Raw genomic sequence first — 17,898 nt, forward strand, 5'->3', positions numbered from 1 at the left:
ATGAAAAATAAAACTATAAAGGAAATGGCAGGTTTGCTGTTGGTTTCTGCTTTAATGTTATGTGTACCCGATACTGTTTGGGCTGCTGCGCAGGCGGCTTTTGGTTCTGAGAGCTATAGCCCGCAGGCGGGGGAAAGTTTTCCTATGGGGATTTATATTAATGCAGACGAGGTTGTCAGCAGCGGTCATACAGAAGTGAAGTATGACCCGGAAATGCTGGAATATGTGACAGGAGGAGAATTGGTAGAAGAAGGTCTGGTGCGTCTGACCTATGAAAACGTAGTAGGGAATCAGGCAAGGCAGGATATACAGTTTTTGCCAAAAGCAGGCGGTCGGACAGAAGTAGAGATTGTAAGCGCCCAGGCAACAGGAATCCAAGGAAACGAAGTGCAGATTACCAATATGCAGAAAGTTCCGGTACAGTTGCCGGTTACAGATACCTGCAGAATAAGTAAACTAACGGTGAATGGTACATCCGTGGATATAGGAAAACTGGAACAGAACCAGGCACAAATAGAAGTAAGTGGTGAAGTTGAAACAGCAGATATCCAGGCAGAGCCTTCTGAGGGAAGCGTAGTAACTGTAGAAGACGCTGCTTTGAAAGAAGGAGAAAACACCATAAAAATCAGGGTGGAGGATCAACAAGGCAATAAGGCCTTCTATCAGCTTGTGGTTACAAGACAAAAACTCCAAGCGGCACAAGAGCAGGAAGAAACAGATACTACTCCTGTACAAAAAAAAGAACAGGATAGTACTAAAGGTGATCAGAGCTTAAGAAACGGATTGTTTCTTATAGGCGGCATTTTTATTCTGTTGGAAGTAGTCATCTGCATAATTTTGGGAATCCGTATTCATCAGAAAAAGAAAAGAAGACGGAGAAGAAGAGCCCAACAATTAAAGAAAAAGCAGATGCAGAAAAAAGCAGAAGAAATTCAGGCTGCTCAGGATAGAGCTATGGAAGCTGCTATTACAGAAATCATAGAAGAGAAGAAGCAGCAGGCAGAAGACCAGGAAGACTACGAAATAAAAGTAGAAAATGTTACTATGACCTTCCGCATTATTCAGAATGCACCTTCCAGTGTAAAAGAATATATGATTCAAAAGATGAAAAAAGAAACAAAATACAGAGACTTTTCAGCTTTGAAAGATGTTAGTTTTAATGTAAAAAAAGGCGAGGTTGTAGGAATCATTGGAACCAATGGTTCAGGAAAAAGTACCATTTTGAAAATTATTTCAGGAGCCTTACGACCTACCTCCGGCAGAGTTAAGGTAGACAGACAGAAGATTCAGCTTTTAACTTTAGGAACAGGCTTTGATTTTGAATTGACCGGAAAAGAAAATGTGTATTTAAATGGCGCTATTATCGGTTATACGAAAGAATATATAGATGAAAAATACGATGAAATCGTCAAATTCGCAGAACTGGAAGGGTTCATGGATGAGAAAGTGAAGAATTATTCTTCTGGTATGGTTTCTCGCCTTGGATTTGCCATTGCCACTATGAGAGATACACCGGAAATCCTGATTCTGGATGAAGTGCTAAGTGTAGGAGATATGTTCTTCCGCAAGAAAAGTGAGGCAAGAATCAAGGAGATGATTCACGGAGGTTCTACAGTTCTGATTGTTTCTCATTCCATGGATGTGATTAAGAAGAACTGTGACAAAGTTGTGTGGATTGAAAAGGGTGATTTGAAGATGGTGGGTACACCGAAGGAAGTGTGTCCGGCATATGAGAAACAGAATGGGTAAGAAAAGATGAACAGGCAAATAGTTGATAAGGTATATGGAGCCTTTGTAAATCAAGTGCCAGGAATTCGTGAACGCTATAAGCAAAAGCGAAATCAAACAAGAGGTTTAGGACGGATAAATGCATGGATTTACCTTTTATATTTAAATGTGGCATACCATATATTCAGGAGAAAGAAACTGGGGATTATTGAAAAATATCCTTATTACGAATCAAAAAAACTATATAGTGAGGGCAGTGAATCCTCTTTGTCAAAAAGAGAGGCACCGAAAACCTTTGCAAAAGACTTGGCAACTTATGATGTGGTTTCCTTTGATGTCTTTGATACTTTAATTTTCCGTCCTTTTTCCAGCCCGGCAGATTTATTTTTCTTATTGGGAGATGCTTTGGAATATATGGATTTTAAGAGAATCCGACAGGAAATGGAGTGGAAAGCCAGAGAAAAAAAGTACAAGCAGGAAAAGCATTACGAAGTTAATCTGGACGAAATTTATACCTTGCTTTCAGAAGAAACCGGAATCGCTAAAGAAAAAGGGATGGCACTGGAAATAGAGCTGGAAGAAAAGTTCTGTTTTGCAAATCCCTACATGATGAAAGTGATAAAAGAACTGAGAAAACAGAAAAAAAGAATTATTATTACTTCTGATATGTATTTGAACACAGAGCAAATAAAAAAGCTGCTATTGAAATGTGGATATGATGAATTCGATGCCTATTATGTATCTTGTGACATAGGAAAATCTAAGAGCAGTGGTAACCTGTATGACGAAGTAAGGCACAGAGAAGAAAATCTACAGGGAAAAAGATTAACCTTTGTGCATACAGGAGATAATTTTGTGGCAGATATTGAACATGCGAAAAAGCATGAGTTTTCTCCAAGACATTATGTCAATGTAAATGCAGCAGGAGAACAATACAGGGCAGAGGACATGTCGGCGATTACAGGAAGTCTGTATAGAGGGATTGTGAATGCTCATATTCATAATGGATTAAAAGAATATTCCAGAGAGTATGAATATGGGTATATCTACGGTGGATTGTTTGCCACCGGCTATTGCCAGTTTATCCATGAGTATGTAAAACAGCACAAAGTAGACAAGATTTTGTTTCTTGCAAGAGATGGATACGTGCTGAAAAAGGCCTATGAAATCCTCTACCCGGAAGAGGTAGATAAATGTAGGTATGTGTATTGGTCACGTCTGGCTGCTACTAAAATGTCAGCAGGATATTTTAAATATGATTACTTCCGGAGATTTTTATATCATAAAGTGAATCAGAATTATATACTAAAAGACATTGTAAAATCGATGGAATTGGATGATATGCTGGAAGAACTGTGTAAAGAGTCCGGATATACAGAAAATACGATTTTAACAGATAAAAATGTGGATTCTGTAAAAAGCTTTTTCATGAAATACTGGGACAAGGTATTAAAACATTATGAGGAACAGTTAGAAGCCGGAAAACAGTACTTTAAGGAAATTCTCCAGGGGAGTAATACTGCGGTAGCTGTAGACATTGGCTGGGCAGGAAGCGGGGCAATCACCTTGAATCATATTGTAAATGAGATATGGGAAATGAATTGTCCCATTACGGGCATTATTGCAGGAACAAATACCTGCCATAACGCAGAACCAGATGCCAGTGAGACCTTTTTGCAAAGTGGAAAACTGGTAAGTTATCTATATTCTCAGCGAGAAAATAGAGATATCTGGAAGTTCCATGATCCAGGAAAGAACCATAACCTGTATTGGGAAATGTTGCTGGATGCGCCGCATGGAAGCTTAAAAGGGTTTTATTTGGATGAGAGTGGGAAATGGGAGTGTAGGTTGAAAAAAGAAGATGGTAATATGAATAATATTATAGAGGTACAAAGAGGAATATTAAGCTTTCTTAATGAATATAGAAAAATTCAAAATGTAGTAGGAGACAGTTTATTAGTTTCTGGAAGAGATGCGTATGCTGCAATGGTTATTACACAGGAATATGGAAATGTATTATTTATGGATGGTATTTCGCAATTAATGGACAGAAGTAATATGGAGTAAAACAACTTAATTGGTAGGAGGAAATTTGATTGTGTATCAGTTGAAAGAATATGTATATAATAGGTTGGTTGATTATAATGCTGAGGTGAAGAGATTGTATGAAGGGTATATAATTGCTAATCCGGAGTATCACGAAAAACATCATATAGAATCATATAGATATTTGTTGAAATTAAGAAAATATTTTAATCTAGGAATGCAGGGAGCATTACCACTTCCGCCAGTAGGTGAAAATAGAATGAAGCAGGAAACGCAGAATAACACAACAACTGTATTAATGAGTGAAAATAATAAAGATAATCAAAGAATAGTAGTTGAAGATTCAGATTACGAATTGATAAAAAAATCACTTTATTTTGATGCAAAGTGGTATTTGAAAAAATATAAAGATGTTGATCAAAAAGGAATAGATCCAGTAGAACATTACTTAACGGTAGGATGGAGAGAATTTCGGCGTCCAGGACCTTCTTTTAGTACATTACTCTATTTAAATAGATATGCAGATGTTAGTAAAGCAGGTATAAATCCTTTAGTACATTATGAAAGAATCGGAAAAGTGGAAAAGAGATTATCTTCATATAAAGGGTTGTATAATACAATTTCTAAAGAAATTGGTATTATTGAAAAATCAAAATTGTTTGATTCCGTATGGTATCAGAACAAATATTTAAAAGATGATGTTAGCTGTGAAAAGCCATCTGTGCATTATTTTTGTATAGGTTGTTATTGGGGATATGATCCTAGTGCTGCCTTTTCAAGCAAACTATATAAAACTGAATTTCCAGATTTAAAAAATGTACCTTATTTATTACATTATGAAACTTATAGTAAAAGTCATGGTAAAGGTTTTTTCAATTTGTCTGCAGGATACTATGAGAATAAAAGTTTATTTTTAAAAGTGATGGAGACAACGTTAGCAGCAACATTGAAGATGATGTCAGAGCCAGAGAGAACGAAAGTACTATTAATTTCGCATACATTAAATTTGACAGGGGCTCCAAGAGTTCTTTTTGAGATGGCACTAGTTTTGAAAAAACAAAACTTCTTTCCTGTTATTATGACAATCAATGAAGGACCGTTGATTAATGAGATTGAGAAAGCAGATATTCCAGTAGTCATATCACGTAATTATGAAAAAACGGAATTATTTCAAAATATCAATCAATTTGCACAAAATTTTGAGTTTATGGTTTTTAGTACAGTAGAAGCACTGAAATTTGCACATGTTTTTCAGAATACTCGAGCATATAAGATTGCGTGGGTGCATGAAGGCAATGAGACGCTTAGACATGTTTCTGAAAAACAAAAAAAGCGAATTAATTTAATGGATGAAATTTATACAGGAAGTAATTATTGCAATGAATTTTTTGCTCCATATATTGAAGAGGGGAAAAAAATGAGTGTTTTATACTATGGAGTTGATGATGAGGATTTTCAAAATGTCGAAACAAAACAGGAGAAAAGTATTAATGAAAAGATAAGGTTTATTATAGCAGGGACTATAGGCTATAGAAAAGGACATCATATATTAGCAGAAGTGATTTCTGATTTACCTATGGAAATATCAAAGAAAGTTGAATGGTGGATTGTAGGATCTATAATTGATCAGAATGTAGGAGAAGATATATATAAATTGGCGGAAGAACACAGTGAAATTAAACTTTTTGGACAAGTAGAAAATGAAAGATTGATTGAACTTATTAGTGCAGCAGACGTATTGCTATGCCCGTCAATTGATGATCCGTTACCGGTAGTCGTTACCGATGCATTAATTCTCAGCAAACCAGTAGTTGTCACAAATATGGTGGGAACATCTCACTTTATTAGAGACGGATATAATGGATTTGTTATTGAAAGTGGTTCAGTAAATGCGCTGAAAGAGGTTGTGAATAAAATTGTAAGAGAAAAACTCGATTTAAATGAAATAGGGAAGAATGGAAGAAGTATCTATGAAGAAAATCTATCATATGTTGCGTTTGAAAAGAATGTGTTGCGGATTTTTGACAGAATTAAAGTTAAGCAACCAAAACCGCAACAGTGTAGAACAATTACAAATAAGGTAGAGTTTTTAGATGTACAGATAACGTCTGATTGCTATCAATTTATGTTTTCTTGTGATATAAATAATAAACTTTGTATATTAAATGAAGGAGTAGTTTATACAGAGAAAAATATAAATAGGAGAAACCTAGAGTGCTTGGATACATATTTGTTACAAGAATATAAAAGAGTAGCTGTCATTGAGGTAGAAAAAACGTGTTTACTTGGTAGTAGATTGATGATTGCCAGCCAAGTAATGGATACAATCGAAGTAGCAGTTGGGGATTATACATGGATAAGTCTGAATCATTTAGCTCAAAAAGATTTTTGTATATGGTTTAATGAAAACGTATTAAGTTTTATTACAAAAAAAGAGTACTATCATAAAGTGATTAATAATCCAATTATTCCTGAAAGTGAGAAAAAGATTATTCGACAAGCGGCAGCTATAAAGGAATATAAGTATAATTTATACTGTGAAACAAGAGATAATATGAATGATAATGCATACTCACTTTTTTTATATGATTTGAAATTTAATAAAAATGCATATTTCTTAACCACAAAAAGTAATTTTGACAAAGAAAAGAATGCTGATATCAAAGAACATTTGTTGGTTTTAAATACACCAGAAGCAAAAAAATATATGATGTATGCAAAACGTATTGTTTGTTCTTGGTATGCACCTCCTTTATATGGGTACAAAAAAATGTTACATTTATATCCTTTTTTAAATTTAAATTATATTTTTGTACCACATGGAATTTCTTATGATAAAGACTCTTATTATTTAAACAGAATTGTGTGGGGAAAATATACCGAAACAATTTGCTGTTCAGATTTAGAAAAGGATTATTTTGAAGAGTGTAACGGTTATAGAAATGTGAAAGTCTTAGGATATCCAAGAATGGATAAATGGGTGACTCATAATTGTGAATCTAATGAGATATTAGTTTTTCCGTCTTGGAGAGATGAGGTGGATGAAAAATATATTGACACTATTTTGGAAGTTTGCAAAACCATTAGAGAATGTAAACCAGAAATGAAAGTAATTTATTTAGCACATCCATCTATTGAAAAGAAAGATTATATAAATATAAAGAGAAGGCTATTGAAAATTTCAGATGAGATTGTAATAGGTTCTTGTGATGAACGAGAAATTTTTAACAAATATTTTTCGGAGGCTAAATATTTACTGACAGACTATAGTTCAGTTGCATATGACTTTGCTTATAGAAATGGTATTGCTATGTATTATGAACCCTTTATAGATAAAAATGTTCATTATCATACAAATGATTTATTTGAAAAACATAATTGTGGAATTCGTTGTTGGTGTATGAATGATGTCCTTCAAGTTATAAACGGAAATTTTGATGGCGAAATGTTGCAAGGTAGGGTGAATAGTTTTTTTAAATATCAAGACGGAAATAATACACAGAGAGTATATGATGAAATTTTAAAGAATGCATAGAAGGTGGTGCAAAAATGGAGAAAATATTAGTAATAGGTGGAAATGGATTTATTGGAAAAAATTTAGTTGATTATTTAGTAAAGCTTGGGTACGAAGTGGGAGTATATGATTTGTCTTATTCGGAAAGAAAGGATATAAAATCTTACAAAGGTGATATATTAAACGATAAGCAGTTAGAAGAAGTTTTGAATGAATATTCAAAAATAGTATATCTGATTTCAGCTATTATGCCGCAAAAATCTATGGATGAACCTACTAGTGCATATTTAACAGATATACCATTATTAATAAAAGTGTTGGAGGTATGCAAAAAAATAGGAGGAAAGCAAATTATTTATTCTTCCTCTGGAGGAACTATTTATGGAGATAATGAAATTGCAAATTCGGAAAGAACATGTGGAAATCCTGACTGTCATTATGGCATATGCAAACAGACATGTGAAAATATTTTGTTGTTATACAACAAAATATTTTCAATGAAGAATATTATTTTGAGAATTTCCAATCCCTATGGTGAATATCAGAATGGTAAAAATGGAGTAGGCGTAATTACTGCAATGACTATAAAAGCATTAAAAGAGGGGAAAATAGATGTGTGGGGAAATGGGGAAAATGTCAGAGATTTTGTTGCTATAGAAGATGTTGTTAAGGGGTTTGTTTCAGCTATTAAGTGGGAGTTTGATGCAAAGTGTATTCCTGTTTTCAATATAGGAAGTGGAGTGCCAACAAAGATAAAAGATATTATTTCTATAATTTGTGATGAAGTTTCAGATATAGATATCAATTATATGCCAGAGCGTCCTTTTGATGTAAAGTGTAATTATTTAGATATAAGTAAAGCACAAAATATACTAGGCTATAGAGTTTCTGATACTGTAGATTCTAGTATTAGAAAACATATTAGGCGTTTAAAGAATGAGAAGACGATATGAAAGCATTAAAAGAAAAAAAAGTATACTCCTTAGCACTTTTAGCGTTAGATAACTATGAATTGCAATATGAGTATTGTAGATTTTATGTTTCTGAAATTTCAAAATGTGTAGATAAAGTTATTTTAATAGGGAAGTTTACACAAAAAAAAGAAGAATATAAATTAAGAAGTAATGTGTTATATTTCAAAACAGAAAAAACTTATGATGTAGAAAAATGGAAGGAATATATTATTTCTAACCGGAAGATGCTCAGTGAATACGAGGAATTATATTTATTAAATAGTTCTGTTTTTGGACCTATTTGTGATTTGAAAGATGTTATTGAAAAAATGAGAGTGAAAAATAGCGATTTTTGGGGAATTACAAATCATGGTCCTATTTATATAGAAGATGCAATAACTCCTTCTTTTATTCAACGATATTTTATGTGCTTTCGAAAATCAGTTTTTAATAATGATTTAGTTGTATTTTTTGAACAACTACCTGTAATTTCTTCTTACACTGAAGCAGATAAATACTTTGAATTTAGATTAACAGAATTTTTAGAAAAAAGAGGATATAAAAGTGCAGTATATTGTCCTACAGATTCTCTAGAAAACAAAAATTTTGAAAACTCTATTTCTCATATATTAGTAAATCTAGACGAATTAATACAGTCATACGGTATGCCATTTATACCAAAAATATTATTTGCATTAGAAAGAAAAAATGAATTAGAATTTAGAGATGGATTACAAAACACAAAAGTTTTAAAATTTATACAGGAATTTACCAAATATGATGTGAATATGATTTTGGATTACTTAATTTCTAATAATAATGTTTACGATAATCTAATCAATTTAAACTTGTATTATAATTGTTCTGAAAAAAGTAAAGGAAGTTATTTTAGGAACTTTTATGTACGCAGTTTGAGGCTCTTTAAAAAAGAAATTTTAGTCATAGCATATTTATATTATATAGATAATGTGGAAGAGAGGCTAAAATATTTAAAGCCTCTTAGCAAAGCAAATATCGATATATTGATAGTAACAGATAGTGTTGAGAAAAAGCTACTAATTAATAAGAAAGCTATGTTTTGTAAAAAAATTATTGTAACTAAAAACAGAGGGCGTGACTGGGCTGCATTGCTAGTGGCAGCAAAGGAATCTGTTTTTGATTATGAGTATTTATGCTTTGTTCATGATAAAAAAAGCGATTATTTAGCATATAAATCTTTAGGGAGTTCTTTCCAAGATTTATTATGGGAGAATATGTTGGCAAGCTTAGATTATGTAGAAAAAGTGATAGAGATTTTTAGAACAAATCCTAAATTGGGCATACTTTTTCCACCTATTTTCAATATGGGAATTTATAATAGCTTTTATGGGGATTATTGGACGATTTGTTATGAAAAAACAATAGAATTATCAAAAAAATTATATATAAATACTAATCTAATTGATAAAGAGAAACCTCCAATTTCAATAGGAAGCTGCTTTTGGTGTCGTACAAAGGCATTAACAGCACTATGGAAATATCCATTTTCTTATGAGGATTTTTGTAAAGAACCAATGCCTGTAGATGGTACATTAAATCATGCACTTGAGAGAATATTGCCATATGTTGCACAAAAAGAAGGCTTTTTATCGGGAATTGTTATGACTTCACACTATAGCAGTTTGTATCATGCGAATTTAGAATATATGTTACAAAGGTTGTTGAAAGAAATTGGGAAAAAGAAAGGATATTTAGGAACTTTTGCTCAAATGTTAGTGCATATAAACGAAGAAAAGAAAATTTGATTTATTAAACTCTAAGTGTGTAGTATGTTTTGAGTGATACGGTGTAACAGTATTTTAGAAGGATGAATCAAAAAAGGAGAAGTAAATATGAAGAAAATTTTAATCTATGGAATTGATGATCTTTGGAGAAATAGATTTAATGCATTAAAGCTACAAGAATATATGGGACGATTAAAAGTTATTGGCTATTCAGGAGGCGGTAAGAAATATTTAGATGAGATAGATGGAATAAAAGTGTATGAACAAAGAGAGATTCTAAAAGTTGATTTCGATTATCTTGTTGTTTTCAATGGTGCTAATTTTTTGAGTATACAAAAAAATTTTAATAATGCAGGGATAGATAAGAAAAAAATTATTGATGGAAAGGTTTTTGATATTCCATTATTTGACTTTGAACGGTATATAAAAATGATTGAAAATCCAATCACAATATTTTCAGATGATTGTTGGGGAGGAGTAGTGTCTCGCTATCTGGGATTAGCACAAAATTCGCCTTTTGTGAATTTACATTTAAGTAAAGGTGACTACTTAAAATTTTTAAAAGACCCTAGGTACTATTTAAATTCGGAACTAAGATGTGGGCAAGAAGGAGATATTTATATATGTAAAATTCCTTATGGAACATTAGGCGAAGGTGAACGGAAAATTACATTAGCATTTAATCATCATATATCTTTTGAGGCAGCAGCAAATGATTGGAATAGAAGAGTAGAACGCGTAAATTGGAACAATATTTTTGTGAAAATGTCAGTAGATAATGCAGATTCAAATATAATTAAAACTTTTGATGCACTTCCATATAGTAGAAAAGTATGTTTTGCACCTAAAAAGATAGAGGATTATCAATCTGCGGTACACTTACCAAGGTATATTCAAAGATGTAAAGTAGATGCTATACATGCAGGAAGTAATACATTTAGTGCATATGTGAGAATGCCTAATGAGTTAGTAAAGCAAATTGATTTGTTAAAAATGCTGAATGGCGAGGCGGATTTCAGAAGAAATTAGATTGAATGCGAATAGGAAATTCAGGGGAATTTTAGTTGGTACTTTTAATTGTATAATGGTATCGTAATTTAAGACACTTTCCGAGACATTTTATAATGAATCTGATATACTGTAACTAATACAGAAAGAAGGATTATTATTATGTCACGAACAAGAAGAAATTTCTCCGCAAAATTCAAATCTGAGCCTGTTATTGAACTGCTCAGGGGAGAAAAAGACTTAATATCCGTATTCCTATAGAGTATGAAATAACTGCAGATACTGAGAAACCTTGTAAAAAAATGCCTTGCAATGCAGATAACTTTTTAGATTACAACGAAAAAAGTGTACAATTATATAATACAATCCATGAATATTCAAAAGCTGGGTACAGCAAGCGTGCAATATCTAAAATGCTTTATTGCAGCAAAAATACAGTGACCAAATATCTTGAAGGTGACTATGATTCATTATGCCGCAAAAATTTTTACAGCGGAATGGATCAATTTTATGATTATATGAATAAGATTATAGAGCGTTTCCATATTGATATTGTGTTATACAGAAGTTCTTCGGCTGATGCTGTTCAAGAAAAAGCTTCAGAAATATGACCACATATCAAGAAATGGTATCTTCCGTTTTCTGTGGATGAATCTGGAGATAACTAATAGTCATAAATCATATTTGATGGATGCTTATCCGCAGCTTAGGATTCTAATGTCCTGTATTCGTGAATTTCGGGAGATTTTTCAAAAGAAAAGCATGCCTTGCGTATATCTGTTTATTGAAAAATATAAAAACAGTGATTTGAAAGAAGTATCCCGTTTTGTTTCTAGTATTGAAAGAGATTTATCTGCCGTAGAAAATGCTGTAGCAAGCTCTTTATCCAATGGTTTCGTTGAGGGCACAAACAGTAAGTTGAAAATGATAAAACGTACCATGTATGGCCGCTGTAGTAAGGAGTTATTAGCCGCAAAGTTAATATACATGTCAAAAGCAACTACGGATAATTGCGGAAGAACCCCCAAAGTCCAGACAGGTGGCTCAGAGAGTTCCGGAATAATCAAAAAAGCATATCGGGATTTAATAGAACTGATACTCCGGATAGGGGAGTATATCCTGAGAAATCAGAAAAAAGCCAGGAAAGGGTTAGGTGATGTTATGGGAGGAAAAGTGTTGGAACTGGAATCAGACAGGCTGATACAGGAAGGTATGAAACGAGGATTAGAGTGTGGTTTGATACAGGGGCGTACGCAAGGACTTGAGCAAGGAATAGCACAAGGACGTACTCAGGGACTTGAGCAGGGAATAGCCAAGAGTGTACGTGCATTGCTTCATAAAGGAAAGACAGTGGAAGAAATCGCAGATTTGCTGGATTTGACCGTAGAATATGTGCGGGGGATTCAGGAAAAAATTTAGAAATAAGGGAATTATAAAGACTTTTCCGCAGAAGATGAAATTGAAAGATACAGTCAGAGGACATATTCTAAAGTACATGAGACGACACTACATACGGAGGTCATCGCCTTGTTGAAAGTAAAAAATACGAAAAAGAGAAAATATAGTTGGATTACAATTCCCATACTGGTGTTTTATATTCTCTGCGCAGGAGCAGCCAACATGACTCTTTGGAAATTGAATATACTTCCGTCAACATATTTTGGTATATTGGCAGGGGTGGAAATTGCAATTGGTGTCATTCTGGGTGTGATGCAGATAAAGAAGATAACGGCGGTTTTGGCTTCCGTGCAGTCTTTTATGTTGGGGGCTGGGTTGCTTGCAGGAAATCTGTATCTGACTCAGACGGAGAAAATGCTGAGCCGTGTGACAAACACAAAGGCAGAAGAAAGTACGGTCTCTATCTATGTTCTGAAAGACAGTCCGGCACAAAGTCTGGCAGACGTGAAAGATTTCAAGGTGGGAATTCTTACGAATCTGGACTATGAGCATACGAAAACTTCTTTGAAAAATATGGAAGAAGAGGCCAAGGTAACCCTTGGAACAGCAGAATATAACAATATGTTTACCATGCTGCAGGAACTGTCAGAAGGAAAGCTGCGTTCTATTATTTTAAATGACGCGTATGTGCCTGTAATTGGAGAATTAGAAGGCTATACCTGGATGTCAAGCGAAATTCGGAAAGTGGAGACAATTACGACTACAGTAGAAAGTACGGCGCAGGTAGAAGCGGAAATACCTGAGAACATACCGGATTCTTTTATTTTGTATATCAGCGGCATTGACACTTACGGGGGACTTTCTGCTCGTTCCAGAAGTGATGTGAATATTCTGGCAGTCGTTAATACCAAAAGCCGTGACATTTTTCTGCTTTCGACACCTCGGGATTATTATGTAGACTTTTCTGTAACAGGAGGCCAGAAGGATAAACTGACACATGCGGGAATTTACGGAATAGATACCAGTATGGAGGCTTTAGAGAAACTGTATGATATACAGATTGATTATTGTCTGCGAATGAATTTTACTGGTTTTATTGATATTATTGATGCTTTAGGCGGAATTGATGTATATTCAGACTATGATTTTTCAGTGGAAAATGTACGGTCTTATGCGAAAGGGATGAATCATGTCAATGGCTTAGAAGCCTTGGCTTTTGCCAGAGAGCGGTATAGTTTTCAAGAAGGCGATTATCAGCGGGCCAAAAACCAGATGGAGGTTATTCGTGCAGTGATTCAAAAGTGTGCAAGTTCAGCGCTGCTTTCTAATTATACCTCTATTATGGAAGGGATTGCAGGCAGTTTTGAGACCAGTGTGCCCAAAGAACAAATAGGAGAACTGGTTCAAATGCAGATACAGAATACAACCGCCTGGAATATCACATCTTATACCGTGTCAGGAACCGGAATGACGGGATACACATATTCATTGCCGGGACAGGCTGTGTATGTGATAGAGCCTTCTTTGGATTCCGTGGCGGAGGCAAAGCAGAAAATCCAGGAGATACAGGAAAAAACAGATGAATAAACTAGAAAATACAAAGGAGAAATGACAAATGGTAAATCCGGTTACAGTGATGAAAATGTTAAATGAGAGAAAAAAATTTATGGCGAATCATCCGCATTTTTTTGATTTTTTCGTAAATTCTTTTGGAAAAGGTGTGGATGAAGATACAGAGATTGAATTGAGTATTAAAAGACCGGGAGAAGAGACTGCATCCTCTAAAATCAAAATAAAAGAATCTGATTTAAAACTTTTCCAGGAACTGCAGGAATTGATTAACTGATTTTTTTCTTGCTGTTCTATATAAGAGCATATTCTTAAGGGACTGTTGCATGAAACAGCCCCTTAACATTGACATATCAGCGCCGTTTCAGGTAAAATTCCCCAAAAATAAAAATTACTATTGACATTTTGCGAAAGTTAGCGTATTCTAATCAATGAAGTTAGTGAAAACTAAGAAAAGTTAGAAGGCACTAAATATTTGATGAACGGAGGGATTCTATGCAGCCATTGATTTTTTTACAAAACGGAGAGCAGGCAACAATCAGACGAATAGGCGGTGCTGCGGAAACGAAAAGGTTTCTGGCGAATCTGGGATTTGTAGAACAGGCTCAAATCAGCGTCATTTCCAAGCTGAATGGAAACATGATTGTCAATATCAAGGATTCCAGAGTAGCAATTAACGAGGATATGGCAAAACGTATTATGGTATAGGGATGAACAACGTTTGTTATGAAATATTTTATCAAAGACAGGGAGGAGAAGTGAAATGACACTGAAAGATGCAAAAGTAGGTACCACAGTGGTGGTTTCCAAAATTGAGGGTGACGGTGCTTATAAACGCCGCATTATGGATATGGGAATCACAAAAGGCTGTGAAATTTTTATCCGCAAGGTAGCCCCTCTTGGTGACCCGGTAGAGATTACCGTTCGGGGATATGAACTTTCGCTGAGAAAGCAGGATGCCCAGTGCATACAGCTTCGATAAATTTTTTTGGACTAAAGTTAAATCTAACTAACCAGGAGGAATGAAAAATGGCAATTAAGATTGCGCTTGCCGGAAACCCCAACTGTGGAAAGACGACCATGTTTAACGCATTGACCGGGGCAAACCAGTACGTTGGAAACTGGCCGGGGGTTACAGTGGAAAAGAAAGAGGGAAAAATCAAAGGAAAGAAAGGAAACGGGGAAGAAATCATCGTGACGGACCTGCCGGGTGTTTATTCCCTTTCTCCTTATACATTGGAAGAGGTTGTGAGCCGTGATTATCTTCTGAAAGAAAATCCGGATGTAATTTTAAATCTGGTAGATGCAACCAATATCGAACGAAACCTGTATCTGACCACACAGCTGATAGAAACAGGAGTGCCTGTGGTGATTGCGCTGAACATGGCAGATTTAATGGAAAAAAATGAGATTAAGATTGACGTAAAGCGTCTCGGGACTCTCTTAGGCTGCCCGGTGGTGAAAACTTCTGCCCTAAAAGGCACCGGACTGGAAGAGGCGGTGAAAGAAGCGGTTCACTGTGCAAAGCAGGGAAAACAGGAGCTGCCGAAGAAAATCTTCGGTAAGGATATGGAAAGCGCCATTGCACAGGCTGAGGGCTGGCTGCAGGATGTTGCCGAAGGAAGCAAACTGAGATGGTATGCTGTGAAGCTTCTGGAAAGAGACAGCAAGGTTTTGGAAGAACTGTCTTTAGATGCCAAGGTGCGAGAACAGATTGAGGCAGAGGCAGAACGTCTGGAGAAAAAAGAAGATGACGATATGGAAAGTATTGTCACAGATGAGCGTTACTCTTTTATCCAGAAAGTTGTTGCAGATGCAGTAAAGAAGACGGCAAATAAGCTGACTATGTCCGATAAAATCGACAAAATTGTCACCAACCGTATTTTAGGTCTTCCGATTTTCCTTTTGGTCATGGGGCTGGTGTATTATGTTTCCGTAACGACAGCCGGCAGCATGGCAACCGACTGGACCAATGACACCTTTGTAGTGTCCATTCAGGACGCGGTTTCCGGATTTCTGGCTTCGGCAGGCGCCAATGATTTGATTATCAGTCTGGTTTCTGATGGTATTATCGGCGGCGTGGGAGCTGTGCTGGGATTCGTTCCTCAGATGGCAATTTTATTCCTGTTTCTTTCTGTTTTGGAAGACTGTGGTTACATGGTTCGTATCGCTTTTGTTATGGACCGTATTTTCCGCCATTTCGGACTTTCCGGAAAGAGTTTTATTCCGCTTCTGATTTCTTCAGGATGCGGTATTCCGGGAATTATGGCGTCTAAGACCATTGAAAATGACAATGACAGACGTTTGACCATTATGACAGCAACCTTTATTCCCTGCGGTGCCAAACTTCCGGTTATTGCACTTATGGGAGGTGTTATGGTAAGCTATACAACAGGCAGCTATGAAGCGGGCGGTCTGATGGCGCCGTTTATGTATCTTTTGGGTATTGTGGCTGTTCTGGTATCTGCCATTATGCTGAAAAAAACAAAACCGTTTTCCGGCGAACCGGCGCCATTTGTTATGGAACTTCCTCAGTATCACATTCCTTCTGCAAAGACTGTACTGCTTCATGTATGGGAGAGACTGAAAGGATTTATGATTAAAGCAGGTACGATTCTGTTCCTGGCTTGTGTAGTTATGTGGTTCCTGGGCGGATTTGGATTTACCAATGGCGGTTTCGGTATGGTAGAGGACAGCAACAACAGTCTTCTGGCCGCTGTCGGCGGAGTTATTGCACCGATTTTTGCACCTCTTGGATTTGGAGAATGGCAGCCAGTGTCTGCTTCACTTTCCGGATTCACCGCAAAGGAAGCCATTGTTTCTACCATGGGTGTCCTGGCAAATGTCAGCAGCAGTATGTCTGAAGACCCTATCACCGTAGGGGCAGCTATCCAGTCCTGGTTTCCAAGCGCATTGGCAGCATTTTCTTTCCTGCTGTTTAACCTTCTGGATTCTCCCTGTCTGGCAGCCATTGCGACGATGGCGCAGCAGATGCAGTCCAGAAAATGGTTCTGGTTTGCAATTTTATTCCAGAATGTGTTTGCTTACATGGTGTGCCTGAGTATTTATCAGATTGGTCTTCTGGTGACAGGAGGAGGATTTACCGCAGGCTCTGCGGCAGGGATTCTGGTAGCGGCAGTCATGCTGTTTATGTTATTCCGGCCAGACCCATATAAACATAAAAAAACCTATGCAAAGAGCTCTGTGCAGGCAGCAAGGTAAAAAATAGAAACAACAGCCTGAACAGGCAATTTCCAAAGTGTTTGCTTCAGGCTGTATTTGTATAGAGAGGAGTGAAAGAATATGTTCGCAGATATTGTATTGGCAGGCGGCATTGGCCTGTATTGCGGTTATGTGATTTACCGGCAGATAAAAAACCGTAAAAATCCAAAGGCAGGGTGCAGCGGCTGCTGCAGCAGTTGTCATGGCTGCAGTCATGCAGAACCTTACAATTCGAAAAAGCAGATTTAAAAGAAAGGCAGGAAGCATATGATAAATGGAATTATTTTAGTTTTAGTTCTTGCTGTTTTGATTCTGGCAGTAAAAAGTACAGTGAAACATTTCCGGGGAGAGTGTTCCTGCTGCGGCGGGAGCAAGGGTCTGATAAAGGAAACAGAAAAGAAACTTTCCAATCCCATTGTTGGGAAAAAGACAATCTCTATAGAAGGCATGACCTGTGACCATTGCAGACAGAGTGTGGAAAAAGCGCTGAATGCCAAGGATGGGGTTTCTGCAAGAGTAAATCTGAAAAAGAAGCAGGCTGCTGTGGCTTATGACCGGACAGTGGCAGATACAGAACTGCGAAGAGCGGTGGAAGGAGCCGGCTTTCAAGTGACAGCAATAAAATAGTAAAAGATCACAGGTGCAGGCATTCGGTTAAGGAACCAGAGAAAATTCCTTAGCCGGATGCTGTTTCTTT

14 protein-coding genes are annotated in these 17,898 nt (G+C 36.0%); all 14 read left to right on the forward strand.

The features are described from left to right. Positions 1-1,749, forward strand: a complete 1,749-nt coding sequence (locus WKT17_RS14450) for an ABC transporter ATP-binding protein (RefSeq protein WP_330027345.1) — start codon at positions 1-3, stop codon at positions 1,747-1,749. 6 nt (positions 1,750-1,755) lie between these two features. Next, positions 1,756-3,795 (forward strand): HAD family hydrolase, encoded by a 2,040-nt coding sequence (locus WKT17_RS14455; protein ID WP_330027346.1) that lies wholly within the window; start codon positions 1,756-1,758, stop codon positions 3,793-3,795. A gap of 31 nt (positions 3,796-3,826) precedes the next feature. Next, positions 3,827-7,309, forward strand: a complete 3,483-nt coding sequence (locus tag WKT17_RS14460) for a glycosyltransferase (protein ID WP_330027347.1) — start codon at positions 3,827-3,829, stop codon at positions 7,307-7,309. Positions 7,310-7,323: 14 nt separating this feature from the next. Continuing rightward, positions 7,324-8,241, forward strand: a complete 918-nt coding sequence (locus tag WKT17_RS14465) for an NAD-dependent epimerase/dehydratase family protein (protein WP_330027348.1) — start codon at positions 7,324-7,326, stop codon at positions 8,239-8,241. After that, positions 8,238-10,025 carry a rhamnan synthesis F family protein gene (locus WKT17_RS14470; protein WP_330027349.1) on the forward strand — a complete coding sequence of 596 codons (1,788 nt, stop codon included), beginning with the start codon at positions 8,238-8,240 and terminating at the stop codon, positions 10,023-10,025. The genes WKT17_RS14465 and WKT17_RS14470 overlap by 4 nt, the downstream gene beginning before the upstream one ends. Before the next feature lie 87 nt (positions 10,026-10,112). After that, positions 10,113-11,033: a DUF1919 domain-containing protein gene (locus tag WKT17_RS14475; RefSeq protein ID WP_340273371.1), complete on the forward strand. Its 921-nt coding sequence runs from the start codon at positions 10,113-10,115 to the stop codon at positions 11,031-11,033. A 558-nt stretch (positions 11,034-11,591) separates the two neighbouring features. Beyond that, positions 11,592-12,431: a transposase gene (locus WKT17_RS14480; protein ID WP_340273373.1), complete on the forward strand. Its 840-nt coding sequence runs from the start codon at positions 11,592-11,594 to the stop codon at positions 12,429-12,431. Positions 12,432-12,539: 108 nt separating this feature from the next. Continuing rightward, positions 12,540-13,997 carry an LCP family protein gene (locus WKT17_RS14485; protein ID WP_330026215.1) on the forward strand — a complete coding sequence of 486 codons (1,458 nt, stop codon included), beginning with the start codon at positions 12,540-12,542 and terminating at the stop codon, positions 13,995-13,997. Between the two features lie 28 nt (positions 13,998-14,025). Then, positions 14,026-14,256 carry a hypothetical protein gene (locus WKT17_RS14490; RefSeq protein WP_291683284.1) on the forward strand — a complete coding sequence of 77 codons (231 nt, stop codon included), beginning with the start codon at positions 14,026-14,028 and terminating at the stop codon, positions 14,254-14,256. A 218-nt stretch (positions 14,257-14,474) separates the two neighbouring features. Next, complete coding sequence (locus WKT17_RS14495) at positions 14,475-14,687, forward strand: FeoA family protein (protein ID WP_173749971.1); 213 nt, start codon at positions 14,475-14,477, stop codon at positions 14,685-14,687. A 55-nt stretch (positions 14,688-14,742) separates the two neighbouring features. Beyond that, the gene (locus tag WKT17_RS14500) at positions 14,743-14,961 is read left to right on the forward strand and encodes a FeoA family protein (protein WP_173749972.1); all 219 of its coding nucleotides are present in this window, start codon (positions 14,743-14,745) and stop codon (positions 14,959-14,961) included. A gap of 47 nt (positions 14,962-15,008) precedes the next feature. Next, positions 15,009-17,201: a ferrous iron transport protein B gene (feoB, locus tag WKT17_RS14505; RefSeq protein WP_330026209.1), complete on the forward strand. Its 2,193-nt coding sequence runs from the start codon at positions 15,009-15,011 to the stop codon at positions 17,199-17,201. An 81-nt stretch (positions 17,202-17,282) separates the two neighbouring features. Beyond that, positions 17,283-17,450: a FeoB-associated Cys-rich membrane protein gene (locus tag WKT17_RS14510; protein ID WP_173749974.1), complete on the forward strand. Its 168-nt coding sequence runs from the start codon at positions 17,283-17,285 to the stop codon at positions 17,448-17,450. An 18-nt stretch (positions 17,451-17,468) separates the two neighbouring features. After that, positions 17,469-17,828 carry a heavy-metal-associated domain-containing protein gene (locus WKT17_RS14515; protein WP_330026205.1) on the forward strand — a complete coding sequence of 120 codons (360 nt, stop codon included), beginning with the start codon at positions 17,469-17,471 and terminating at the stop codon, positions 17,826-17,828. Positions 17,829-17,898: the final 70 nt, after the last annotated feature.

Origin of the sequence: Blautia sp. HCN-20427 (genome assembly GCF_037890365.1) — a bacterium.
In the GTDB taxonomy this organism is placed as follows: domain Bacteria; phylum Bacillota; class Clostridia; order Lachnospirales; family Lachnospiraceae; genus Blautia.